At 54.7% G+C, this 24,291-nt stretch carries 13 protein-coding genes and 1 tRNA gene; 6 read left to right on the top strand and 8 right to left on the bottom strand.

What is annotated here, in order from left to right; genetic code table 11:
• The first annotated feature begins 102 nt into the window (after window positions 1–102).
• The 4 genes from ACFODX_RS11010 to ACFODX_RS10995 all read left to right on the top strand — a co-directional run bounded on the left by ACFODX_RS11010 (window position 103) and on the right by ACFODX_RS10995 (window position 4,873).
• Window positions 103–558, top strand: a complete 456-nt coding sequence (locus tag ACFODX_RS11010) for a GatB/YqeY domain-containing protein (protein ID WP_378119026.1) — start codon at window positions 103–105, stop codon at window positions 556–558.
• Between the two features lie 42 nt (window positions 559–600).
• Window positions 601–2,652 carry a DNA primase gene (gene dnaG, locus ACFODX_RS11005; protein WP_378119024.1) on the top strand — a complete coding sequence of 684 codons (2,052 nt, stop codon included), beginning with the start codon at window positions 601–603 and terminating at the stop codon, window positions 2,650–2,652.
• Window positions 2,653–2,800: 148 nt separating this feature from the next.
• A complete protein-coding gene (gene rpoD, locus ACFODX_RS11000) occupies window positions 2,801–4,660 on the top strand; it encodes an RNA polymerase sigma factor RpoD (RefSeq protein WP_378119022.1) in 1,860 nt (619 codons plus the stop codon).
• A gap of 136 nt (window positions 4,661–4,796) precedes the next feature.
• Window positions 4,797–4,873, top strand: a tRNA-Ile gene (locus ACFODX_RS10995).
• A gap of 89 nt (window positions 4,874–4,962) precedes the next feature.
• On the opposite strand, the gene ACFODX_RS10990 is transcribed toward ACFODX_RS10995, so the two are convergent.
• From ACFODX_RS10990 to ACFODX_RS10955, 8 genes are all read right to left on the bottom strand, one after another.
• Window positions 4,963–6,276 carry a sugar porter family MFS transporter gene (locus ACFODX_RS10990; protein WP_378119020.1) on the bottom strand — a complete coding sequence of 438 codons (1,314 nt, stop codon included), beginning with the start codon at window positions 6,274–6,276 and terminating at the stop codon, window positions 4,963–4,965.
• A 21-nt stretch (window positions 6,277–6,297) separates the two neighbouring features.
• Window positions 6,298–7,866, bottom strand: a complete 1,569-nt coding sequence (locus tag ACFODX_RS10985; protein WP_378119018.1) for a glycoside hydrolase family 32 protein — start codon at window positions 7,864–7,866, stop codon at window positions 6,298–6,300.
• Window positions 7,867–7,948: 82 nt separating this feature from the next.
• Window positions 7,949–10,267 (bottom strand): GH32 C-terminal domain-containing protein, encoded by a 2,319-nt coding sequence (locus ACFODX_RS10980; RefSeq protein ID WP_378119016.1) that lies wholly within the window; start codon window positions 10,265–10,267, stop codon window positions 7,949–7,951.
• Between the two features lie 100 nt (window positions 10,268–10,367).
• Entirely contained in the window at window positions 10,368–13,445 is a 3,078-nt protein-coding gene (locus ACFODX_RS10975; protein ID WP_378119014.1) for a hypothetical protein, read from the bottom strand.
• A gap of 17 nt (window positions 13,446–13,462) precedes the next feature.
• Window positions 13,463–16,285: a TonB-dependent receptor gene (locus tag ACFODX_RS10970; RefSeq protein WP_378119012.1), complete on the bottom strand. Its 2,823-nt coding sequence runs from the start codon at window positions 16,283–16,285 to the stop codon at window positions 13,463–13,465.
• 280 nt (window positions 16,286–16,565) lie between these two features.
• Window positions 16,566–17,501, bottom strand: coding sequence for a carbohydrate kinase family protein (locus ACFODX_RS10965; protein WP_378119010.1), 936 nt, complete (start codon window positions 17,499–17,501; stop codon window positions 16,566–16,568).
• 6 nt (window positions 17,502–17,507) lie between these two features.
• On the bottom strand, window positions 17,508–18,971 hold the full coding sequence (locus ACFODX_RS10960; protein WP_378119008.1) for a glycoside hydrolase family 32 protein: 1,464 nt from the start codon (window positions 18,969–18,971) through the stop codon (window positions 17,508–17,510).
• A complete protein-coding gene (locus ACFODX_RS10955) occupies window positions 18,968–21,853 on the bottom strand; it encodes a LamG-like jellyroll fold domain-containing protein (RefSeq protein ID WP_378119006.1) in 2,886 nt (961 codons plus the stop codon). Before ACFODX_RS10955 ends, ACFODX_RS10960 begins: the two co-directional genes overlap by 4 nt.
• Window positions 21,854–22,010: 157 nt before the next feature.
• Between ACFODX_RS10955 and ACFODX_RS10950 the strand changes: the two genes are divergently transcribed.
• Together ACFODX_RS10950 and ACFODX_RS10945 are read left to right on the top strand one after the other, a co-directional pair.
• Window positions 22,011–23,024 carry a LacI family DNA-binding transcriptional regulator gene (locus tag ACFODX_RS10950; RefSeq protein WP_378119004.1) on the top strand — a complete coding sequence of 338 codons (1,014 nt, stop codon included), beginning with the start codon at window positions 22,011–22,013 and terminating at the stop codon, window positions 23,022–23,024.
• A 26-nt stretch (window positions 23,025–23,050) separates the two neighbouring features.
• Window positions 23,051–24,286: an MFS transporter gene (locus ACFODX_RS10945; RefSeq protein WP_378119002.1), complete on the top strand. Its 1,236-nt coding sequence runs from the start codon at window positions 23,051–23,053 to the stop codon at window positions 24,284–24,286.
• Window positions 24,287–24,291: the final 5 nt, after the last annotated feature.

Raw genomic sequence — 24,291 nt, 5'->3', positions numbered from 1 at the left:
CTACTGCTTTAGTTCAATCGGTTGCGCTCGTTAGCTTTGTTTGCATCTGTCAACTAACGAGTTGTGCGTTCCACTCCTGTATTACTGACCAAACGGTGAATCATGAGTCAACCAACGCTAAAAGACCGCATAAATGATGCCTTGAAAACCGCGATGCGCGCTAAAGAAAAAGAGCGCGTCGCGGTTTTGCGTCTTGTGATGTCTGAATTTAAAAAAATTGAAGTCGATGAGCGCATCGAATTAGATGATTCTCGTGTCCTCGCCGTGCTGGACAAGATGGTCAAGCAGCGTCGCGATTCTGAAACACAGTACCGCAATGCCAACCGCCCTGAACTTGCCGAACAAGAAGCCTATGAGATCGGTCAAATTCAAGAGTTTTTGCCCGCTGCCCTCACCGCTTCCGAGCTTGAAGCTATAGTGGTTAACGCCATTGCCGATGCAGGCGTCAGCGAAGCGCGCGATATGGGCAAAGCCATGGCACTGATCAAACCCCAAGTCCAAGGCCGCGCCGACATGGGCGAGGTGAGCAAACTGCTCAAAACCAAACTGAGCAACTAGTCGTCACCAGTCATTCCCCCAAGCTCATAAGCGACGCACCTCATGGCCGGTTTAATCCCGCAGAGTTTTATCGATGACATGCTCGACCGCCTCGACATAGTCGATGTGGTCGATAGTCGCGTCAAGCTGCGAAAAACTGGCAAAAATTACAGCGCCTGCTGCCCCTTTCACGACGAAAAAACTCCCTCCTTCACCGTAAGTCCGGAAAAACAGTTTTATTACTGCTTCGGCTGTGGCGCGAGCGGCAACGCTCTGGGCTTTGTGATGGATTACGAGCGTCTGAGCTTCCCGGAAGCCGTTGAATCCCTGGCGCGCCTAACAGGGCTGGATGTACCGCGCGAGGTACAAACCGAAGCCCAAGCCAAACGCGAGCAGGAAAAACGCAGCATTTATACCCTGCTGGAGAAGGCAGATGAGTTTTATCAGCAGCAGCTGCGCCACCACCCCAGCAAACACTTGGCAGTGAACTATCTGAAAAACCGCGGACTGGATGGCAAAACCGCCAAAGTCTACGGGGTAGGTTTTGCGCCACCGGGGTGGGACAATCTACTTAAAGCGCTCGGCCAAAATGATGAAGACAAACATCTGCTGATCGAAGGTGGCATGCTGATTCATCAAGAGCAGGAAAAGAAACTCTACGACCGTTTTCGCCACCGCATTATGTTCCCTATTCGCGATACGCGAGGGCGGGTGATAGGTTTTGGTGGTCGCGTCCTGGGGGACGACAAACCCAAATACCTTAACTCGCCAGAAACCCCCGTATTCCACAAGGGACAAGAGCTTTACGGGCTATATGAGGCGCGACTCGCCTATCGCGAATTACCGCGCCTACTCGTGGTAGAGGGCTACATGGATGTCGTGAGCCTTGCACAATTCGGCATAGGCTATGGGGTTGCCACGCTCGGTACTGCCTGCGGGCCAGATCATCTGGATCGCGCCTTCAAATACACTAACGAAGTTGTATTTTGTTTTGATGGCGACAAAGCCGGTCGCAGCGCCGCACAGCGCGCACTTGAAGCGGCCATCGACACCATGACCGACGGCCGCAGGGTCAAGTTTCTTTTCCTGCCAGAGGGCGAAGATCCGGACACCCTGGTGCGCCAAATAGGGCCAGACAAGTTTGAACGCATGATTGAACTGGCAGTGCCTTTTGAGGACTACCTGTTCGATGCCGTCGCCGATGGTTTGAATATTCGAACCATGGAAGGCCGTGCCAGTTTCAGCAAGCGCGCCGCGCCACTGCTGGATCGCCTCCCCAAAGGGGTATTTCGCGAGCTAATGTTTGAAAGCCTGGCTACACGCACCGGACTTAATCGTAACGTGCTGCAAGAGCTGATACAGGAACAAGAAAAAGGGGAAGCGCAACCATTTTTTACGCCTTCAACCACCCCACCGATAACAGAAGACACCACACCCAAATTCGCAACGCTCAAAAACATTGAGCCAGAATTTAATCACCAGCCAAGACCACCGGAATATCTGGACGCAGACTACAGCGATTTCCCGCAAGAGTTGCCACCGCCGGATTATCACGAATTTTATGAAGACGCCCGCCCGCGTCGCGTCGTAAACCACCCTTATCAGCCCGAACTCGGTGCCGCCAAGCGCAGCAAATATTTGATGCCCCCTGCGCGCAAGGCGCTTGCACTGCTACTCACTTATCCCAGTCTTGCCACCCTGGAGCCGGATCACGACCAATGGCTGAACTGCGAGGATGATCTGGACTGCCAGATGCTGGGAAGACTACTGAAAGTACTGCACGAGCGACCTCACTACAATTTGTCACATTTAATTGGTTACTGGCGAGGTATTTATGGCACCGAAAGTACAGAACGATTAGCAGCCGTTGCAGGTCACGATTTATTGCAAGCAGCCAGTGCGCTAGCGCAAACCCGGCAAGACAAGCCGGCCAAGGCCGATTACGATACCGAAGCGGCATTCACGCACGCCATGCAAAAACTGCGTCTGCAACAAACACAAAAAAAAGCGGAAGAATCCTTGGCCAAGTTGAAAAACACCGACTTTAATCAACTCAGCAAGGCCGAGCGAGATGCGCTGGTGCGCGCCGCTCTGGATAAAAAATTGCAACACTAAACACAAAAGCCGGTCAAATACCTGCAAATCACCCCAAAACTGTCCGAAGAACAGGGCGCCACGCAACTGTCGCCTAGAATCCACACTCGCAAGTGGAGTATAATTTCGGGCTTTGCATTTCACACATCAGGTTTCAATAGGGTTTCGAATGTCTGAAGACGTCCAACAGCAACAGTCCCGTATCAAAGAACTGATCGCCCGCGGTAAAGAACAGGGTTATCTGACCTATGCCGAGGTAAACGATCACCTGCCGGAGGACATCTCTGATCCGGATCAGGTCGAAGACATCATTCAGATGATCAACGACATGGGTATCCGCGTGTACGAAACGGCACCCGATGCCGATACCCTACTCATGACCGATGGCGACGCCGCCGCTGACGAAATCGCCGCCGCTGAAGCCGCCGCCGCACTGGTCGCTGTGGAAACCGAAACCGGCCGCACTACTGACCCGGTACGCATGTATATGCGTGAAATGGGCACGGTGGAGCTGCTGACGCGCGAAGGCGAAATCGTTATTGCCAAGCGTATCGAAGAAGGTGTGCGCGAGCTTATGCATGCCATCGCCTACTGGCCTGGGGCAGTGCAACAAGTACTGGACGAATATGCGCTAGTCGCCAAAGAAGAACGTCGTTTGGCGGACGTGATTATTGGCTGGTTGGATCCAGTCGAAGACATTCCTGCTGCACTCGCCGAAGTAGAAGAGATACCGGTTGCTACTGCCGCCGGTGCCAAACCTGCTGCTGATGATGAAGAGGAAGAGGCCGCCTCGGAAGACGAGGAAGAAGCGGTTTCCGGTGTAGACCCGGAAGAAGCCCGTGTCCGCTTTGAAGAATTGCAAAAGCAGCAAGACAAAACAGCTAAAGCTTTGGCCAAGTATGGCTACGGCAGCAAACAAGCCGAGAAAGAACTCTCGACATTGGGCGACCTGTTCAAATTCTTCAAATTACCCGCACGCCAATTTGACCCTATCTACACCAAAGCACGCGAAGCCTTGGATAACGTGCGCAAGCACGAGCGTCACATTATGGATCTTTGCACACGCAGAGCCCAAATGCAGCGCAAAACCTTTATCAAGGAATTCCCCGGCAACGAAACCAATGAAGCTTGGTTGCCAGAAATGCTAAAAGGCAAGGTAGACGCACCTGAGAAGTTGGAGCGTGTTCTGCCCGATGTACAAACTGCCCAGCAACAGCTGGCACAGATTGAAGCGGAAAGCGGCCTAAGCCTGGCTAGCATCAAAGACATCAACCGTCGCATGTCGATTGGTGAAGCGCGTGCGCGTCGTGCGAAAAAAGAAATGGTGGAAGCCAACCTGCGCTTGGTTATTTCTATCGCCAAAAAATACACCAACCGCGGCCTGCAATTCCTCGATTTGATTCAGGAAGGCAACATTGGCCTGATGAAAGCGGTGGATAAATTTGAATACCGTCGCGGTTATAAATTCTCTACCTATGCCACCTGGTGGATTCGCCAGGCGATTACTCGTTCCATCGCCGACCAAGCGCGCACCATCCGTATTCCGGTACACATGATTGAGACTATCAACAAGCTCAACCGTGTATCGCGCCAAATGCTGCAGGAAATGGGGCGCGAACCCACGCCCGAAGAACTGGGCGAGCGCATGGAAATGCCGGAAGACAAAGTTCGCAAGGTGCTGAAAATCGCCAAAGAACCCATCTCTATGGAAACGCCTATTGGCGACGATGAAGACTCACATCTGGGCGACTTTATTGAGGACACCACCATTATTTCTCCGGTGGAGTCAGCAACAATGGAAGGCCTGATGGAAGCCACCCGCGAAGTGCTCGCCGGCCTCACCGCGCGCGAAGCCAAAGTACTGCGCATGCGCTTCGGTATCGACATGCACACCGACCATACCCTGGAAGAGGTGGGCAAGCAGTTCGATGTAACCCGTGAACGTATTCGCCAGATCGAAGCAAAGGCCTTGCGCAAACTGCGTCACCCTTCCCGTTCCGATCACCTGCGCAGCTTCCTGGACGATTAATCGCCCAAATACTGCACAAAATAAAACCCGCTCCGGCGGGTTTTATTTTTTAAGCAATACAATAAGTTAGGAACTATAGCCACACACTAAACTTCCACCTATAATGCGCATCCCTGCCCTACGGCAGCTATTTTTTGGGCCTATAGCTCAGTTGGTTAGAGCATCCGACTCATAATCGGCAGGTCGCTGGTTCAAGTCCAGCTGGGCCCACCACATAATAAAAAAGCCCCCTATGAGTTTACTCAAGGGGGCTTTTTTATTGGCAAGAGCTTTTTGCTCTTTTGCTTTGCGACGAATTACATTCAATGAAACTTATGGGCAATAGATTCCAATGAACGCCCCTTGGTTTCCGGCATCATCCAAATCACAAAGGCTAATTGCAGCAACATCATCAAGGTGAAAAAACCAAAAATATAATGGGGCTGATAACTGCTTAAAAAACTGGGCATTAACAGGGTAATCAGCGCGGCATAAATCCAATGGGTACTGGCACCGAGTGACTGGCCTTTGGCGCGCACGCTGTTGGGAAAGATCTCCGCAATAAATACCCAGATTACAGCGCCCTGCCCTATGGCGTGGGCGGCGATAAAGGCAAATACAAAAAACACCACCAGCATTCCACCCACACCGGCGTAAAACGCCCAGGTGATTACACTCAGGGAAATGAGGTAGCCAATCGAGCCGATGAGCATCAGGGTTTTACGCCCCAGCTTGTCGATTAAGGCCAAACCGAGCATGGTAAAAATCAAATTAATGGTGCCCACCCCGGCGGACGACAGCAGCGACGAAGCGGCATCCAAACCCGCCAGATTAAAAATGCGGGGGGCAAAATAAATAATAAAGTTAATGCCGGAAAGCTGGTTAAACGAGGCGATTAAAAATGCCAGCACAATCGGCATGAAATATTTTTTTTGCAGCAGCGGTTCGTGGGTACTGGTGCTATGGGCGGCGGTAATTTCGTTAATGGCAGCATCCGCAGACTGCGCAGTCTCGCCCATTTTTAGAAAGATAGCGCGCGCCGCCTGCTGGTTATTTTTTTCCAGCAACAACCAGCGCGGACTCTCCGGCACTGAAAATACCAGCAGCAGAAAAATCGCCGAGGGAATAGCCACTACGCCGAGCATAAAACGCCAATCGTTTTCACTGCTGCCAGCAATTAAATAATTGCTGAGAAAGGCCGCCAAAATGCCAAAGACAATTTGGAATTGATAAGTGGCCACCAAGCGCCCCCGGTATTTTGCCGGTGCAATTTCCGACACATAGGCGGGCACAGCAATGGACGAAATCCCTATACCAACACCGCCAATAAAACGCAGCAGCGAAAATACATAGGGGTCATTGGCCAGGGCTGAACCTATGGCACTAACCACATACAAGACTCCGATAATAATCAGAGTCGTTTTGCGCCCTAACCTGTCGCAGGGAATGCCGCCAAATAAAGCGCCCAGCACCGTGCCCCAGAGTGCGGACGACATAACCAGCAAGCCGTGAATTAGCGGGCTGGTATTCCACAGAGATTGCAGGCGCAAGTCGGCGCCAGATATTACCGCTGTATCAAAGCCAAATAGAAATCCGGCAAGGGATACCGTAATTGCCCACAACAAAATATTTCTCATCTATTGCCACTCCTGAACCACTTAAAAATAACCGAGGGAAGCTGCGCTTAATTGCAGCGGATTATTGGTTTTGATCAATATTTCCCGCGGTTTTTTAGGTGATACAAATTGCGTGGGGAATATTTGGTTAGTGAAAACCAGTTCACCGTCGTTGATAAAAATCTCCAGCGATGACTTATCGATAAACAATTCCAGCTTGAGTGAGCCTTGTTGATTATTGAATGGCGCGCGCTGCACACCGGTAAACTTATCGGAGAATTTCACCAACCCGGATTGGTTACGATCAAACAATACCTGCTGTTTTTCCCCATCGATAATTAAGCGCGTCTGCTCGCGACCGGCACCCAGTGAAACTTCCACCTTGCCCGCCACCGGCTGGGCAAATTGCAATTGCACATACTGGGGAAATTCTTTCACGCCTTGGGCACTTAACAACTCATAGCTGCCGCTGATGTTGGTGGGGGTTAAGGCAATCTTTTTTTGCAGATGACCGGCCACTTCACGCGCGGGCACTGACCTAAGCAGATAGCGGCCATTGCTTTGTACCAGGCTCAATTCACGCGGCAGGGTCATGGCGCCGCGCCAGGTTTTTAGCGGGGTGATTTGTGCGTAGTCCCAATTATTCATCCAGCCAATCATTAAGGCGCGTCCATCCGGCAGGTTTGACCAGGTCACGCCAGCATAGTTATCCGCACCATAATCCAACCACTCTGCAGGTGATTCGCCCTGCTGGCTTTTCTGCTGCAATTGCGCGCTGAATTGCGCATCCAACTGGAAAGTTTTACCGTCAAAATCACCCACAAAATACTGGGTACCCGAACCGCCGTTGACTGCACCGGGGTTGATGCTCACCAGCAGCACATATTTTTGTACATCGCTGCCCTCAATGCGCAGCGGAATTAAATCCGGGCATTCCCACACGCCATCCTTAACGCCAACGCCCTCACCAAAATCACTTTCGTGGTGCCAGTCGCGCAAATTTTTGGAGGAATAAAAACTGATTTTCCTGTCCACCGCGAGGCTCATAATCCATTTATTGCCCGCCGCAAACCAAAAGACTTTGGGGTCGCGAAAGTCGCGCTCGGCCGGGTTGGTTAACACCGGGTTATGCGCATATTTTTGCCAGCTGCGGCCCTTGTCCAGGCTGTAAGCCAAGGCCTGCGATTGCCCTGTGGGCAAACTCTGGTGTTCGCGGAATTGGTGGTTGTAGGTGTAAATCGCCACCAGCGGAGGATTTTCTTTGCTGCCAAGGCCACTGGTGTTGTGTTTGTCGAACACGGCGCTGCCCGAAAAAATGGTGCCCAATTGATCCGGGTATAAAGCAATAGGCAACTCCTGCCAATTGCGCAAATCACGGCTAACGGCATGGCCCCAGTGCATTGGCCCCCAGGCGTGGCCATAGGGGTTGTACTGGTAGAACAGGTGATATTCGCCGTCCAGATACACCATGCCGTTGGGGTCGTTCATCCAATTGTGTTGGGGCGCATAGTGGAAGGCCGGGCGATATTGCTCATCGCTGGCAGCGAGTGGCACGGCTTGCAAGGCAGACACGCCAAGGCATATTGAGGCGATGATGTTTTTTAATGTCACGGTTCTCTATCTCCCAATAAAAAAGCCCGCTACCCCCAAAGATTAGGGGCGCGCGGGCAAAGGCTAAAACACCGGGCAAACCCTATTGCAGGGAAATTGCTTTTAACGACCAATAATCCAGCGCGCTGAATGTTGCAGTGCCCTGCGCCGCAAACACATTGATGCCATGGCTATCAGCCTTGGTGGGATAGCTGCGGAAGCTAAAGGCGGCGGCATCGTTAATAAATACATCCACTACTGAACCGTCGATAAACACATGGAATTTGGTGGGTTTACCAAAAGCCGCTTCATCGTAATTTTCAACAATGAGCACTTTATCTTCCTCGTTGGCAGTGGTGCTGTTGCGTTTATCCAGCACTATGCGTTTGCCAATAGCGTCGTAATACACGCGGGTGTACTCGGAGCGGTCGGCATTGGCCAGCACTTCAAAACCGTAGCGTTCGGCGGTGCTGCTGTTATCCAGTGTGAGTACAAATTCCAACTGGCGGCCAGTTGCACCTGTGGCGCCAACATCGGTGGTGGAGAGATTAGCTACCGAGGTTGGGGTAGCAGCCGTGCGCAGGCTGGTTAAATGTTCGCTGGGGCGCTGGCCTAAAGTGGCGTTGTCGGGCAGCAGATACCACTCGCGCGCCAAACTGAAGGTGTGAGCCCAACCGGCATCCAGCTGCGCTTGGGAACTGCGGCGCTCATCCACAATACCAATGGCCGTCAATACACCATCATCGTTGCGCTCAACCGTGGGCGATAAATGGCCGCGCACCAAATCGAGTTTTTTCGGCTGTTGGTAGTCGGGAGTAAACACACCGTTAGCCCAGGTGCCTATCCAATAGAGGCCGCGAGTTGGGTTGGTGTTGTCGTATTTGCTCACGGCTCCGCCTACCGGGTTCACCAGCAAAATGTGCTTGCCATTGCCAATAGGTTCAAACACCGGCAGTTCCCACACTTCGGAACCTACATCCATAGTGGCGTAGCTCAGGCTGCTAAACGTGGGTTTGTAGGTCCAGTTCAACAGGTTGGTGGAGGTGTAGTAGGCCAAGCCACCTTTACCCTGCACTTTGGCGCCAATCAGCATGTGCCAGGTGCCATTTTCTTCCCACAAATAGGGGTCGCGGAAATCCTGCACCTGATCGCTGTCGATCAGCGGCTCTTGTTTTTCCCAGGTGAGGAAATTTTCGCTGTCACTGGTGGCCAGGGCGATGCCGGGGTTGAAATCGCCGGAGTGATTCACGTTGGTGTAAAACGCATAGGCTTTGCCATTGCTCACCACCACATCGCCCGCCCAAATACCTTTCATATCAAAACCGCTGGTACTGTTGGGCGCGAGCGTTGGATAAAGCGCATCGTGCAGTACTGTCCAATTCACAAAATCCTCGCTCACCATATGGCCCCAATGGGATTGGGTTTTAAACGGGCCATTGGGTGTGCGCTGGTAAAACATGTGCAGTTGGTTACCGCTGCGCACTAAACCGTGGGGCTCGTTGGTCCAGCCGGCCGGTGGCATGGCGTGGAATTTGGGGCGCTGTAAATCTGTAGCAAAACGGCTGGCAGGCGTTTTGATGGCGGCATCGCTATCGGCACTGCTGCCCGCTTGGTAGTTGGCCAAAAGTGCCGCACTGGTGAGCGGGTAATCGTAGACGCGGGTATCGTCAAAAGCGCCGTTGATACCATTCAACAGGAAAATGCCATCGACAATATCGGTATGGCTTTTACCCACACGCAAGGGGCGCTCGGCCAGTTGCAGCGTTTGGTTTTTACTGATGTTGGCAGTAGCCACCACCACACCATTGAGCAACAAATTGGCTTTGCCTTGCACGCTATCCACTACCGCCGCCACATGGGTCCAGCGATACAAGGGAAAACGCTCACTGGCTTTAAGGGTGACCAGGGTGCCACCCACATTCACTTTGAAGCTGTATTCGCCCCAGGTGTTGATATCCAGAGTAAAACCTTTGCTGCCATCAAATTGCGACACCAGAGCCGAAGGCTTGTGCTGGTCGTAGGGCAGTTCGCGATCCGAGGGATAGGATTCCAAAGCCACCCAGGTTTCCACTGTGAGATTTTTGGGATTGGCCAAGCTAAACGTGGCATCAAGGTAGGTAGAAAAACCATCGGTGCGCAGGGCATTGCCATTCACGCCCACTACCCGCTCGGCATTATTGAATTGGTTATTAATAACCACTGCCGCATCGCTCACCTGCTCCTGGGTATTGCCGGAGGCTTCGTCGTAAGCGAGATGAAATACCAGGTTGCCAGTAGCAACCGGCGGCTCTTCTGGTTCGTTGTTGGATTTGGGCGATGGGCCGACCTCGCCCAGTTTGCAACCGGCAAGCGTCAGGCTGGCAATCAGCGACACCAGCAGGGTGCGTTTGGGTAGGCGCAGTTGTGAAGCAAATATTTTCATGATGTGACCTATAGCAAATGATTCGGGCGAAAAACCTGGCGGCGACTTTTCATCAGATTCCAGAAGCAGAAAACCGCCAGGTTCCGAAACTCGCAGTGCACTAAGGCAGCTGCGCGACAACACTGCTCATATGCAGGTGATCAAAACTCAGGAAACCGCAGCCACCGGCTTCGTTGTCGTAAATTTCCAGGTAGAGGCTTTCACCCACATTGGCGCTCAGGTCCAGGGTTACCCAGTCGTCGTCGCCATTGATATGGGATGGGCCGCAGCTGTTGGGGCTATAAGCCGCCACTTCGCTGTCATCGCTGGCGCGTTTTACGCGGATACCCACAGGCGCTGAACCATTGCCGCCGGCCATCAACATATTCAGCTTGGTGCGCGCCGCATCCACGGTGAACGCCGGTGAGGTCAATGTGCCTACCGGTGCATCGCAGCCTTCGGCATTGCCGTTCATTTCACAGGTGCTCACGGCACCGGCGCCCACACCCGCCGCGGCGGTATTGCCAGCGCGGGTAGTGCCCTGCCAGGAATCCGCTGCCGCCGGGTTAGCAAAAGCACCTGTGGCAACCCAACCGGAATCCAGCATGGCTTGGGCATCATCAAAATTGCCCAGCACTTGTTCAAAGGCATCCGCTGGTACAGTCACATTGCGGGTTGCGGTTGGATCTACCACTTCACCTTCATCGCTGGCCGCCGGGTCATAGGCTTCGCCATTGGTCATGTGCACATGGTCGAAGCTGACAAAACCACAACCGCCGGGTTCGTTATCAAAAATTTCAATTTTGACTTGAGTGCCGACATAGGCCGTTAAATCCAAAGTCACCCAATCTTCATCACCAGTGATATGGGAAGGGCCACAGCTGTTGGGCGTGTGTTTTACCAACTCGGCATCATCGGCAGCGTTTAATACCCGCAGGCCCACAGGTGCACTGCCATTGCCGCCGGCCATCAAAAACGCCAGCAGCGGTTGTTCGGCAGTCACAGTAAAGGCGGCCGAGGTCAGGGTGCCTACTGGCGCATCGCAACCTTCAGCGTTGGCATTCAGCTCACAGGTGCTGACCGCACCCGCCCCTACACGGGCCGATTCGGCAAAGCGGGTTGTGCCCTGCCAGGCATCAGCATCGAGCGAAGCAGCAAAAGAACCGGTGGCTACCCAGCCAGCGTCCAGCGCGGATTGAGGTGAGTCAAAACGACCAAGCACATTGCTGCCGGAATCGGCATAGGGCAGCGCGGTATTGAAGGACAAGTTGGCGAGTGTCTCGTCAGTCAGGCTTACCGCACCGCCGTTAATCATGGGGTTGGGCAGCACACCGTCGTTGCTGGCGGGGTCGCGCTCAGTTTGATACAGGTGATCGAAGCTGACAAAACCACAACCGCCCGCCTCTTCATCAAACAATTGGAAGCGCACGCTGGCATTGCGGATGGCGCTCATATCAATGGCAGTCCAATCGAAATTGTCATCGATATAAGACGGGCCACAGGAGTTGGGCGAGTAGCTGTGCAGCACATTGCCGATGCTATCCATAATGCGCAGACCAACCGGCGCCGAGCCGTTGCCGCCGCCCATCAGGAAATACAGGAAGTCTTGCACCACGGTAGTAGCGGGCGAGGTGAGTGTGCCGGTGGGTGCATCGCAACCTTCGGCGTTGTTATTGATTTCACAGGTACTGACGGAACCTTCACCCACCCGGGCAGCGGCATCAAAGCGGGTAGTGCCCTGCCAGGCAGTGGCGCTGGCGGGATTGGCAAATGTACCTGTAGCCACCCAGCCGGATTCCAACATGGCCAGTGCCGAGTTGAAGTTGCCCACCACCTGACCTTCGGTAAAGGCATCGGCGGCTACCGACACATTAAACGCCTGGAATTCTTCGGGAATATTGGCCACGCCAGCGACTGGTGGCGTTACAGTTTCGCCGGCCTCATTGTCAAAACTGGCGTTGCCGCTTTGATAAATGTGATCCACCGCGATAAAACCACAGGTAGCCGTCGAGCGGTCGGCAATACGCACTTTCACTTCCTGACCGAGAATGGCGCCCATATCCACCTTGTACCAATCGCTGTCGTCGGTGATATAGCCCTTATCACAGGTTTTGGGGGTAAAGCTCACCAGCACCTCATCGGTGGCAGCGCGCAAGACTTCTACCACGGCATCTTGATTGGTGTCTGAGCCACCCGCTGCCAAAAGGTAGAGATAACTTTGAGTCACGGTAAACGCGGGCGATGTCACTGTGCCTTGCAGCGAGGCGCAGCCACCGGCAAAGGTGCTGCAGCTGGAGAAGGCGCGGTCGCCAATGCGGGCCGAGTCTTGCGCAACACTGGCGCCCTGCCAGGCACCGGGCACTTGCGGATTGGCAAAATCGCCCGTGGCAGCCCAACCAAAACCGTCAAATTCGGTACTGGTTGCCATTTTCACCGCATCATCAAAGTTGCCGACAATATTGGAGATACCATCTTCCGGCAGGGTTACACCCACGCCCGAGGTGGGTTCACCCGCACTGGCCGCCATTTGGCCAAAGGCGCTGCCACTTTGATAAAAGTGATCGAAGGCCACAAAGCCGCAACCGGCGGTTTCGTTGTCAAAAATATACAACTGCACCGATTGGCCTTTGAGTGCGCGCACATCAAAGTGGAACCAATCGTCGTTGCCACCCAGCACTGGTTTGCTGCAGGAGTTGGGCTGGAATTGCAGTAGTACCGTTTCGGTGCCCGCCAAACGCACCTGTACACCTACTGGCGTGGCGCCACCGGTCATCAGGAAGTTGATGTAGTCGTTATTGATGGTGAAGGCCGGGGTCAGCATGCTGCCGGTATTGCTGTCGCAATCTTTGCCATTAATTTCGCAGGTGCTCACCGCCACCTTGCCAATACGCGCACCTTCCAATTTGGCAGTGAGCACATTCCAATCCTTACCTTCGGCAAACTGGCCAGTCACCACCCAGCCATTGGCCGGGTTCTGGATAAAGGCAGGATCTTCAAAATCGGCAATCACATTGGCCGGGTTAAACAGTAGCGGGTCGCTATTGGTCACTTTAAACAGGGTTTCGGAATTGCCCTGTTGCGGCTCCACATAACCGGTAAATTCAAAACCGGCACCGCCGGCGTCACCGCCACAGGACACCAGCGCGCCAGACACGGCCACCAGTGCGGTCAATTGCATAAGCTTGGATATTGTTTTCATTATTCGTCCTCTCGACATCAGAATTCGTAAGTCAAACTGAGTTTGATAGTGCGCCCCATGAGTGGCCGGCCCAAGGCGATATTGCGATCTCCCTCTTGGGTAACCACATTCACATCCAGGTTGCCGCCTTCGGTCAGAACGGCCTCATTGGTCAGGTTGGTGACATGCAACTGCGCGCTGAACTGGTCATTCACCTGCCCCATCACACCCGCTTCGAAGTACCAGTAGTCGGGGTAGATAATCAGGTTGTCGTCCTCGCCGAACCGCTCACCCAAATACTGGGCGGCGCCATACACAGTCACCGGCACACCGGTGAGATCCTCAAAGTTGTAGCTGGGGCGAATATTGGTCATCAGGCGGGCGAAACGGCGCGGAATATTGCCGTCGATACCCGATTCAATGGTGCGGTAGCCGGTGGTCACAAATACCCCATCAACCTCTTCGGTAACTGGTTCCACAATCGGCACATTGCCGCCGGAGTATTGTGGGTCTTGCCAGGTGATGGTGGTGCTCAACGCAAAACCGGGCAGCAGCTCCGGGCGCCAGTTGGTTTCCAGCTCTACACCTATGTTCTCGGTGCCACGACGGGAAATACCCTGAATGGTGCGGCACTCGTTCAAGTCGATAAGATTGCCGTCGGTCACCTGGCACGCCGGATCTTCGATATCTTTGTACTCGTGGTTGTTGCCGGTGGCGCGGAATTGGTTCCAGAACACGGTGACAAAGGCGTCAAAGGTGTCGCCCATCAGCTTCACCCCACCTTCGAGCTGATCGATGGTTTGAATCGGGTCGGCCGAGGTGCGATCCGCCCAGATGACTTCCGAGCGCGGCATACGGAAGGATTCGGATACACGACCAAACAGGGCAAGGTTATCCAGCAAGCGGAAGTTGGCGCCCAGGGTCCAGCCGTTTTGGTTGAACTCGATTTCGCGCGCCTGTACCCGCCCGGACAAACCCACCACACTGTTGTCCGCCAAGGTGTCCGAAGTGCTGCCCACCTCCACATCCGCGGCGGTAATGTCCGATCCGGTATCGGCAAAGAAGTAGTTGCTGTCGATATTCAACTGGTGCCAGCGCGCCCCCAGATTCAAGTCCAAGCGGTCAGTCACCGCCCAATCATCATTGATATAAAACGCAAAGGCCTGGTGTTTGTCATCCACCTTGAGGAAGGTGTTGACGTGGCGATAAATACCGTAATCGGTGAGCGACGGGCCGATTTGTGCACCCGAGGCGTTGGTGGCCACCAAGTCCAGCTTGCGCGGGCTGCCGGTTACATCGGTAATCATTTCGGTAATGGTCAGCTGGGTGCCCAGATCGTAATTGCTGAAGTAGGTGCCAAAAGTCAGGTTGTGCTCGCCAAAGAAATCCAGCTCGGTGTGCAGGCGCAGGTCGTCCACAAACATTTCCGCTTCCACTTCCGCCAACCACAGGGTTTGGAAAGCCACATAGGGTGATTGGGCCAAATCCAGCGGCGCGCCGTCATCGGCATACTTGAGTGCAAAGTCGCTGTAGCTGCGGTAGCGATTGGTGAACTCGGTGAGGTTAGCGGCATTGAGGTTATCGCCGCAGTTGCGTTCATTCACACCAAAGTAGGAGAGGTAAACCGAGCCCAGGTCACATTGCTGGGCGGCGGTATAGGCGCGGTTGGCCACATCGTTGCGCTCGCGGTCAAATACAAACTGCTCGGCCTTCACCGGCATACCGGCAAAAATTGCGTTAAAACCACTGACACCAGAGGTTTTGCGCATGTTGTTTTCAATTTTCCAGGTGTCAAAATCGCGGCTGAACTTCAGCGTCCAGATATCAAAACTGGGATTGATACCATTGGCCAGGTCGTATTCGCGCTCGCCCTGTGCGGTTTTAATGGTGCCGGTGCGCAGGTCGTTGGAGGCGAGTGTGCCATTGGCCAGGTCGATGCCCAGATCCTGGATATTGTCTACCCGCGCCGGGTTATCCACCGTGGGGCGCTCGTCTACACGGGGAATGGTAAAGGGCACGTTTTGGTAGAAAATGGTTTTGTCGCGCAGCATATGCGCATGCATTTCCACCTTGGTCAGCTCGTCTTCACTGGTCCAGACCAGGTTGCCGCGCATTTGGCCGCCGTCGTTACCGGTATAACCCGGGTCGCGAATACCGTCAGATACACGATAGAAACCACCCACCGCAAAGGTAAGGCGATCAGTGAGTGGGCCGGAGACAAAAAAGTCATTGCGCAAATGGCCCCAGTCGCCCACTTCCACCTTCACCGCGCCTTCATACTCCTGACTGCCGGTGCGGGTAATAAAGTTGGCGGCGCCACCCAGTGCATGGGAGTAGAGCACCGCTGAAGGGCCGCCACGCACCGCTTCCACGGTTTCGGTCATCAAATCGGCGCGGATAAACACGTCGTTGTTCATAAAGCCGATTTCCGGCTCTTCGTACATGGGCAATCCATCCACCAGCAAGGGCAGGAACTTGAAGCCGCCTGAAGAGGGAATACCGCGCACGTTGGCGTTGTTGCTGGCCTCACCGGCGGTGCCGCCCTCGGTGAAAATACCGGGCACTTCACCCAGCAGGTCGGCGGTGCTTTGCGGAGCTATCGCTTTCATCTGCTCCTGGCTGATGGTGGTGATACCAAAGGAGGCCTCGAACTTGGTCATTTGGCCGCCACCGGCAGTACCGGTCACAATGATTTCTTCCAGTTTCAACCCCTCGTCCTGGGGCTTTTCTTTTTTGCCGGCAGCTTTTTCTGCTGCGGGTTGTGCAGTATCAGTAACCACTTGCGCGCAAACGGCAAAGGGGAACAACAAACTTCCACCCTGCACTAACAGCATCGCCGCGAGAATTTTATTTATTTTCATAATCTTCATACCCTGCCAGGATTTACAGTGACCATCGTTAGACATTTTCAACTGGACTATAAGCCTTAACTCAAAGCAAAGCTTATTTACCAGCGCTCCTCCCCTCCCTTCGGGCGCGAATTCCATGAATCATGAACCTGAGGGAGTGTTTTGATAAAAATTTGACCATCGATAGACATAATAATATTTGAGTCGTTCAATGCAAGTTTTTTTGTGTGTCTGCAGCAAATCACGCATATTTTTGCTGCGCGGCGTTACGCTTTTACCCAACATTCGGGCCTTAGAGAACCCACTGCCCGCTCATCACCGCCGCGATTTCATCACCAGCAGGTGGTTGGCAACCCTGGCGGGTGACATTGATAGCCGCCGCCGCACAGGCTCGCTGTAGCGCCTCCTGCAACAACCCATCCCCAGCCCAGCCGTGCTGCAACCTCACCGCCGTGTAGATGTGCGCCACAAAGGCACCGTAGAAGGTATCGCCAGCGCCGATGGTGTCCTGCACCCTGCTCACCTTATAGGCTGGCACACTCACCTGCCGCCCGCCGGAATAGGCACTGGCGCCGGCATCGCCACGGGTCAACACCAACAGCGAACCGGCAAAGTAGCGCTCCAGCACTGGCTGGAGCTGGCCAATATCGAGGCCCAGCAACGCCATATCCTCGTCACTGGCCTTGATCACATCAGCCAAGGGCAGCAATTCCAGGATTTTGCGCCGATATTCCCCCAGATCGCGCACTACGCCGGGGCGCAGGTTGAGATCCAGACTGATCACTATGTCGCGCGCGCGCAGCTGCTCCAGCAGCGAGGCAACCCGATCGATTACCGCCGGCACCAACATCAGCGAACCTGTATGGAACAGGCGGGTTTCGGGTGCTATCTGCGCCAGAATGGCCTCGGGAGTAAAATCGGTATCGGCAATACCTTCGCGGTAAAGGCTATAGCGCGGCTGGCCATTATCATAGGCAACCAGCGCCAGCGAGGTAGGCAGTGGCGAGCGATTGGCAGGATCAAAATCTATGCCCTGCGCCTGCATCTCGGCCAGCATGCGCTCGCCCAGCGCATCGCTGGAAATGGGTGACACGTAACGCACCGGCGCGCCCAAACGCGCCAGACAGCGGGCAAAATTAAAGGGTGAACCGCCCACCTTAGGGTCATACAAGCCCTGTTCGGTAGGCACTAGATCCGCAATTGCCTCGCCCAGTACACAAATCGTCATAGCCGCTTACTCCAAGTGGTAAATCTGTGCGGACACCGCATCCAGCGCGCCTGCACGCAGGTGTAATTGCAGTGTTGAATAGGGTGATTGCGGGAAACAGCAGCTGGTCACACAGGTCAGGCCGCCATTGGCAAACACCTCGATGGAGGAGCGATCCACAAATAAACGCAGCTCCGCCATACCGGGCGCCGTTGCATACAACTCGGCGTGCATGGCGCGCCCAAAACCTTCCTGATCCCAGCCCGACTGGCGGCGATCAAGACTAAGACTAGCCTCTGCGGCGTCCAATACCAGGCTCAACTGCTCGCCCTGCGCATTGATCAATTGCCATTCCAGTACCGGGGCAGCCGCCGACCAACGCAACTGCAGCACAATTTCCGCCACCGGCGGCAGCTCCTTGGTGCTGAGCAATTCACCCACTCCCAACGGGCGATCCTGCAACCAGTCAAACCCGGCGTGGCGCGCCGCCAGCAAATTGGCGTGCGGTTCACTGGCCACGCGGTAGTGGCCATCCACCTTGCGTAAGGCCATGCGGCGCGGCAGCGACATAGCGCCGCGCCAGCTGTCAGTGGGAGTTTTGTTGGCGTACTGCCAGTTGCTCATCCAGGCGATCATCACCCGCTCATCACCCATGGTTTGCAGGCCATCCCAGGTGATGCCCGCGTAAAAGTCGGTGCCAAAATCCAGCCAGCGGGTATCTTGGTGTTCCACCTGAAATACCTGGCCATCAAACTGGCCAACAAAATATTGCATGGCCGAGCCGCCATTGGGGCCACCGGGGTTGAGACTGATCGTTAAGATCCAGCGACTTTCACCCGTCTCGGCGCAGGTGAGCGAGAAGAGTTCGGGGCATTCCCACACTCCGCCGTGGGCGCCATGTTCAGCGCCAAACTCCGAGGCAAAGGTCCACTCGCGCAGGTTGGTTGAGGTGTAAAAATGCGCGCGATCACCCGCCACCAGCGCCATTACCCAGCGCTGGCTTGGCTCATGCCAGACCACCTTGGGGTCGCGGAAATCTTTCAGGCCCGGGTTGGCAATCACCGGGTTGCCGGCATAGGGCACAAAACGCTTACCGCCGTCGGTGCTGTAGGCAATGCTCTGCACCTGTACCGCGTCTTTGGAATGCTGGGTATAGGTGGCGATAATCGGTGGGTTTACCCCATCGCCCAAGCCGGAACTGTTATTCCAGTCGATCACCGCGCCGCCGGAAAAGGCGTAACCCAGACCTTCCGGCTCAGCATCTAATGCAATGGGCAGCTCCTGCCAGCGCAGCAGGTCAGTCGAGACCGCGTGGCCCCAGTGCATATTGCCCCAGACGCTGTCGTCCGGGTTCATCTGGTAGTAGAGGTGATAGACACCATCTTTGTAAAAGAGACCATTGGGGTCGTTGATCCAGTTGCCGCGCGCACTGTAGTGCAACTGGGGGCGCCAGGCTTCTGCCGGCGCCAGAGGGCTGATAAAACTTGTCATAGGGAAGTCTCGGTTATTAGTGTGGATTGCATGGGAATGTGGAAGTCGTCCACATTGAGATAAGCGCGCGGGCCTTTGGACTGATCGCGCAGGATGAAGTAGAGGGTTTTGCCCAGGGCGCTGCTGGCGTCCCAATAAACGCGGCGCAAACCGTGCCGGGCGCCATCCGCCTGATCTGCAGCTTCGGTGCCGGTGGCGCGCATCAGCTCCTGGCCGGTGTCCGCGTCAACCAGTGCGACATAGAGATTGTCCCTATCCATACCGCCGCCGATCAGGAAATTAAGCTGACCATTGCCCCCCAGCACAAAGCGCGCCGAGCGCAGCTCACCGGTGGCATCGCCGCCCGCCAAACTACCCAGCAGCTGACAAGCGCCGGGGATACGCCCACTGGGATTTAGCTCGCGCTGATCCGCCACCACTTGCGCCGGGGTAAATGCCTCGCCTTGGGCCTGCCAGCCGGCGAGGTTGCACAGGCTGAAATCGTGGTTGGGCAGCGCGCTCTGCCAGGTGGTTTCGCTGTAGTCAAACGCAGCGGGCGCGACCGGTGCAGCATCCCCCTGCGCCGCATTCATGGGCCACACACGCAAGCGCTTCACGACTGCGGCGGGCGGCAGTTCAAGGCCCAGCCCCAGCGCATCCAATGTGGCGGGAAACAAGCGGCTGGTCAGGCTGGCGCGGTCATTGACATACACCTCCAGCATGGAGCGATCCAGAAAGACCCGCAGCCGGATTTCGTCATCCAACACCAAGTCACCACCCTGCACGCCATAACTCAATACGTCCGGGTCGAGACTGGTGCGGCTGCGATCCAGCTCAAGGCGCCAGTTGCGCCCGCCACGCGGAAGCAGATTCAACCGGGTCAATTCAGTGGCGCGCGGGTTCTTGCGCAGCGCCAGCCCCAGCGAACCTTTACCTGCAGTGCTGACCAATTGGGCAGCATCCAGCACCAATTCCAGCTCTAACAAATCACCCTTGACCGGTGCCAACAGCGCCTGTGCCTCGGCACCGCTGATATTGGCAGCATCCACCAAAGGCTCACCGCGCAGCGAGGCCAGCTCGGCGATAGGCGCAAACCGCAACTGGTCGTCCTCACCCAGCCACAGGTGTAGCGGCAGGCCGCCGTTGTGCGCCCAGCCACTTTCGGCCTCCTGCTGACGGGTGGTTTCGCCCTGGGCGATGCTGAATAAAATGCTGCGCCCGGTCAGCGGATCAACCATGCCGCTGGGGCCAGTGAATTTGCGGTCGCCTATATCCATCAGGCGCGGCTCGGGGTGATCCGGGCTAAAGCGGCCGGTGGCGGCATCCCAAACACCAATCCAGTAATAGACCTCCACCACCGCCCCAGCGCCGTGGGAATTGATGCCAAACCAGTGGCGCGGGCGACCATCGCGCCCAGTACCCAGAGGCAAGAGCACCGGCAGCTCCCACACCGGGCCAACCTGCGGATAGGCTTTTATGTCGGTGCTAAACAGCGGCCCTAAATAGTCCCACTTGAATAAATCGCTAGAGGAAAACACCAGCGCCGTGCCGCTGCCATCTGGAATGCCAGAGGTCACCAGTTGATACCACTTGCTGACTGTTTTATCCCAAAACACAAAGGGGTCGCGGAATTGACCAAACAACCCCCAATCGGGCTGCTGGGTAATCAGCGCCTTGGGGTGCGCAACCCACTCGCGCAACAGTGGATCAGTCAGATCTTTAGGGCGAGCCAGCGCCATGCGCTGGGTGGGAAACAGCTGGTCGTTACCGGCGGTAAAAAACAGCACCGGGTTACCCTCGGCATCCAGCGTGGCACTGCCCGACCAGACGCCATCCGGTGTTAAATCCCCCGCCTCGGGGCGCAGCGCCATGTCCACCTCGCGCCAGTGCACCATGTCGTCGCTGACCAGGTGACCCCAGTGGATCTGGTGCCAAAACGGCCCGTGCGGGTTTTTCTGGAAGGTAATGTGGTATTTGCCTTGGTAATAAAACGGCCCATGGGGTTCATTCATCCAGTGGGCGTCAGGCATCAGGTGATACTGGGGGCGATGTTTGTCGCCATCAAATTCCCGCCGTGCGATGGTGGTATCGGCCAATGACAGCGCGGGCAATTGGCCATCCGCCAAAGCGCGGGTGTAGAGCGCTTGATGCTCGGCGATGGGGAGCGCCCCATCCAGTACCGCCAGCTCATCCATCAAGCCATTAAAACTGTGCAGGTAAAAATGCCCCAGGTGCAACATGGCGGCCGGGTGGCGGCCAATAAACAGCGGCGTATCCGGCAGTTGGAACTGGGCCAACGCAGACAGCCTGTGCTCGGCCACCAGCTCGCTATTGCGGTAGAAAGCCAGGGTCTGTGCGGGTTTATCTATGCGCAGCGCCAGATGGGACCAGCTATCCACCGGCAAGCGCTGCCCGGCAGTCACTGTGTGGGTTTCCAGCCCATCGCCAAGCTGCACCAGCCACTCACCGTGGCGCCCTATGCCCAGCACAAACCCCTGATGTGCCGCCGCCTGATACTGGCCAAGCAAGCCCGAGGGCAAACCACCATCACCCCATTCATAGGCTTGCGGTGCCACCCACAAGCTGAGTGTTATCACCCCGGATGCCGGCATGACCAGCGGCGCTAACTCAATGGCATTGCTGGAGCCATCAAACTTCAAACATTGCCCGGCGATGCAGTGGCTGCGCCAATAAGGATCAGACACCGGCTTATAACGCGCCTCGCGAAACCGGTGCTGGATGCCATAGTCACGGCCCGACACCACCTCTCTGAGTTGCGTACCCGCGCCCTCATCAAAGTTGACCTTAACCAGCAGCGGCGCTTGGCGCGCGGGCCAACAGGCCAGCAGCAGCGATGCCGTCAGGGCCAACCCCAACAAGCGCGACAATTTGATTGATCCCATAGCGACTCCCCGGATAACAACACCGTTTTATTGGCTTTATTTGGCGATTGACAAAATGTCTATCGTTGGTCATTATAGTGAAAAGGGTAGGAAATATGTCAAGCTAAATGTTCCTGAATGGACAAGTCTGATAATTAACCCACCACCTGGAACGCACATGACTTCTATCAAAGATGTAGCACTACATGCCAACGTATCGGTAAAAACCGTTTCCCGCATTTTGAGCGGCTACGATGGTGTGAGTGAAAAAACCCGCGAGCGTGTCAACGCCGCCATGCAAGCGCTGGAGTTCTACCCCTCCGCGGCAGCACAAGCCTTGCGCGGCCAGGAGACGGGCATTGTGTGCCTGATTACCGAGCGATTAACTACCACGCCCGACTCCTTCGACATTATTGCGGGCATCCAGCACGAGTGTGAACGCCAGGGCAAACTGCTAATGATTGGCGAATCGGGCGGCAAGGCCTCCAGTTTTGAGCGGTTGGTGAATGACTTTCGCCGCCAGCGTGCCCAAGCAATTATTTTTGCCACCGTGTATCACCGCGAAGTAGCAATTGAACAAAGCTTCAATAAATGTCCGCTCATTCTGGTGAACTGTTTTGAAAAAAAATTGCGCCACCCCACCATTATTCCCGACGATGAAACCGGCGCTTACGAAGCGACAAAAAACCTTTTAAAAGCGGGTCACAAACGCATCGCCTTTTTAACCCTGTTTGATGATATGCCGGCAACCGTATTGCGTCTGCGCGGCTACAAAAAAGCACATATGGAAATGGGCATTGAAATGCAGGCCGAGCTTATCCATGAAGGTGTATGCCGCGACCCGGACGATGAGTTCGCCACCATCCCGGAAATACTGCGCGACATAATGGCGCGCTCCGAACGCCCCAGCGCCATTATGTGCGGTAACGACAAAATGGCGATGCGTGTGTACATGCTTATTCGCCGCATGGGTTACAAAATTCCCGAGACCATTTCTATTGTGGGTTACGACAACTACCGCATGATTGCGGAAAACCTGGTGCCCAAACTCACCACCGTGTCACTGCCCTATTTCCAAATGGGACAAAAAGCCGCACAACTGGCATTGGAAGAAAACACCCCGGTAAAAACTTACTTGATTGGCGGCGACCAGGTCATCCGCGGATCGGTAGCGCCCCCCACCGCCAGCTAAACGCTGGCATTTTTCAGCCGAGAATAATGATGAGCCTGAGCCGTGCAACAAAAAATTATTGGTTATTAAGCTGCTGTTTATTCAGTTTCTTCCTCACCTGGTCATTTACCTTTTCACTGTTTCCCATCTGGCTGAATCAATACATAGGTTTATCCGGCGAGCGCACGGGTTTTATCTTTAGCGTCAACTCTCTCACGGCATTACTGATTATGCCGATCTACGGTCTGATCCAGGACAAACTCGGCATCAAACGCTCGCTGTTATTTGCGGTTGGTGTACTTCTGGTATTAAGCGGTCCGTTTTTTATTTTCGTTTATACGCCACTGTTACAAACACATTTTTACCTGGGAGCCATTATCGGCGGCCTGTATTTTTCCATTACCTTTTTAGCTGGCGTTGGTGCAGTGGAAACCTATGTCGAACGCATTGGTCGGCGCACCGGTTTTGAATTTGGCAAGGCGCGCATGTGGGGATCGCTCGGCTGGGCCTGCGCCACATTTTTTGCCGGCTATTTATTTAATATTAATCCACACATTAATTTTTATCTCGCCAGCGGTTGCGCATTTATTTTTATAATCGCATTGCTGTTGGTATCCACAGCCCCCGCCGCAGAAGAGCAAACCACAAACAGCAATACACTTAACACACGCGATGCACTCGACTTACTGCGCCTGCCGCAATTCTGGGCCTTTGCCACCTACGTGATTGGGGTCAACTGCATTTATTATGTTTACGACCAGCAGTTTCCTATTTATTTTTCCTCGCTCTTTCCCTCCAGTGCCGAAGGTAATTCCATGTACGGCTACCTCAATTCATTGCAAGTATTTCTGGAGGCGGGCGGTATGTTTTTAGCGCCCTTTATTGTAAATAAAATTGGAGCCAAAAACGGCTTGTTGCTTGCCGGCGCGATTATGGCTTGCAGAATCCTGGGCTCGGGATTTGCTGCAACTCCGGTAGAAATATCGGCCATGAAACTGCTGCATGCGGCTGAATTGCCCATCATGCTGATTGCGATTTTTAAATACATCACCAGCAGTTTTGATCCGCGGTTATCGTCCACACTCTATCTGGTCGGCTTTCAATTTATGACCCAGGTTGCATCCAGCGCGCTCTCCGTTGTAGCTGGTTCAATGTATGACCATTATGGTTTTGCCACGTCCTACAAGATGATGGGAATAGTGGTTATTATTTTCCTCATAGTCTCCGCCTGCGTGTTGCGCAGCGACAAACAAGCCAAGCTGCAACTGCAAACCGCCAACTAAACCAC

It is taken from the genome of Cellvibrio fontiphilus (genome assembly GCF_042646205.1).
Taxonomy (GTDB): Bacteria; Pseudomonadota; Gammaproteobacteria; order Pseudomonadales; family Cellvibrionaceae; genus Cellvibrio; species Cellvibrio fontiphilus_A.
Note: the sequence above shows the minus strand (reverse complement) of the source record. Positions and strands in the feature narration are given on the sequence as shown.

What these genes read in the sequence shown, in the direction of transcription:
- rpoD (WP_378119022.1), top strand. Translation starts at nt 2,801, where the DNA reads ATGTCTGAAGACGTCCAACAGCAACAGTCCCGTATCAAAGAACTGATC.
- ACFODX_RS10945 (WP_378119002.1), top strand. Translation starts at nt 23,051, where the DNA reads ATGATGAGCCTGAGCCGTGCAACAAAAAATTATTGGTTATTAAGCTGC.
- ACFODX_RS10950 (WP_378119004.1), top strand. Translation starts at nt 22,011, where the DNA reads ATGACTTCTATCAAAGATGTAGCACTACATGCCAACGTATCGGTAAAA.
- ACFODX_RS10990 (WP_378119020.1), bottom strand. Translation starts at nt 6,276, where the DNA reads ATGAGAAATATTTTGTTGTGGGCAATTACGGTATCCCTTGCCGGATTT.
- ACFODX_RS10975 (WP_378119014.1), bottom strand. Translation starts at nt 13,445, where the DNA reads ATGAAAACAATATCCAAGCTTATGCAATTGACCGCACTGGTGGCCGTG.
- dnaG (WP_378119024.1), top strand. Translation starts at nt 601, where the DNA reads ATGGCCGGTTTAATCCCGCAGAGTTTTATCGATGACATGCTCGACCGC.
- ACFODX_RS10980 (WP_378119016.1), bottom strand. Translation starts at nt 10,267, where the DNA reads ATGAAAATATTTGCTTCACAACTGCGCCTACCCAAACGCACCCTGCTG.
- ACFODX_RS10955 (WP_378119006.1), bottom strand. Translation starts at nt 21,853, where the DNA reads ATGGGATCAATCAAATTGTCGCGCTTGTTGGGGTTGGCCCTGACGGCA.
- ACFODX_RS10960 (WP_378119008.1), bottom strand. Translation starts at nt 18,971, where the DNA reads ATGACAAGTTTTATCAGCCCTCTGGCGCCGGCAGAAGCCTGGCGCCCC.
- ACFODX_RS10970 (WP_378119012.1), bottom strand. Translation starts at nt 16,285, where the DNA reads ATGAAAATAAATAAAATTCTCGCGGCGATGCTGTTAGTGCAGGGTGGA.
- ACFODX_RS10965 (WP_378119010.1), bottom strand. Translation starts at nt 17,501, where the DNA reads ATGACGATTTGTGTACTGGGCGAGGCAATTGCGGATCTAGTGCCTACC.
- ACFODX_RS11010 (WP_378119026.1), top strand. Translation starts at nt 103, where the DNA reads ATGAGTCAACCAACGCTAAAAGACCGCATAAATGATGCCTTGAAAACC.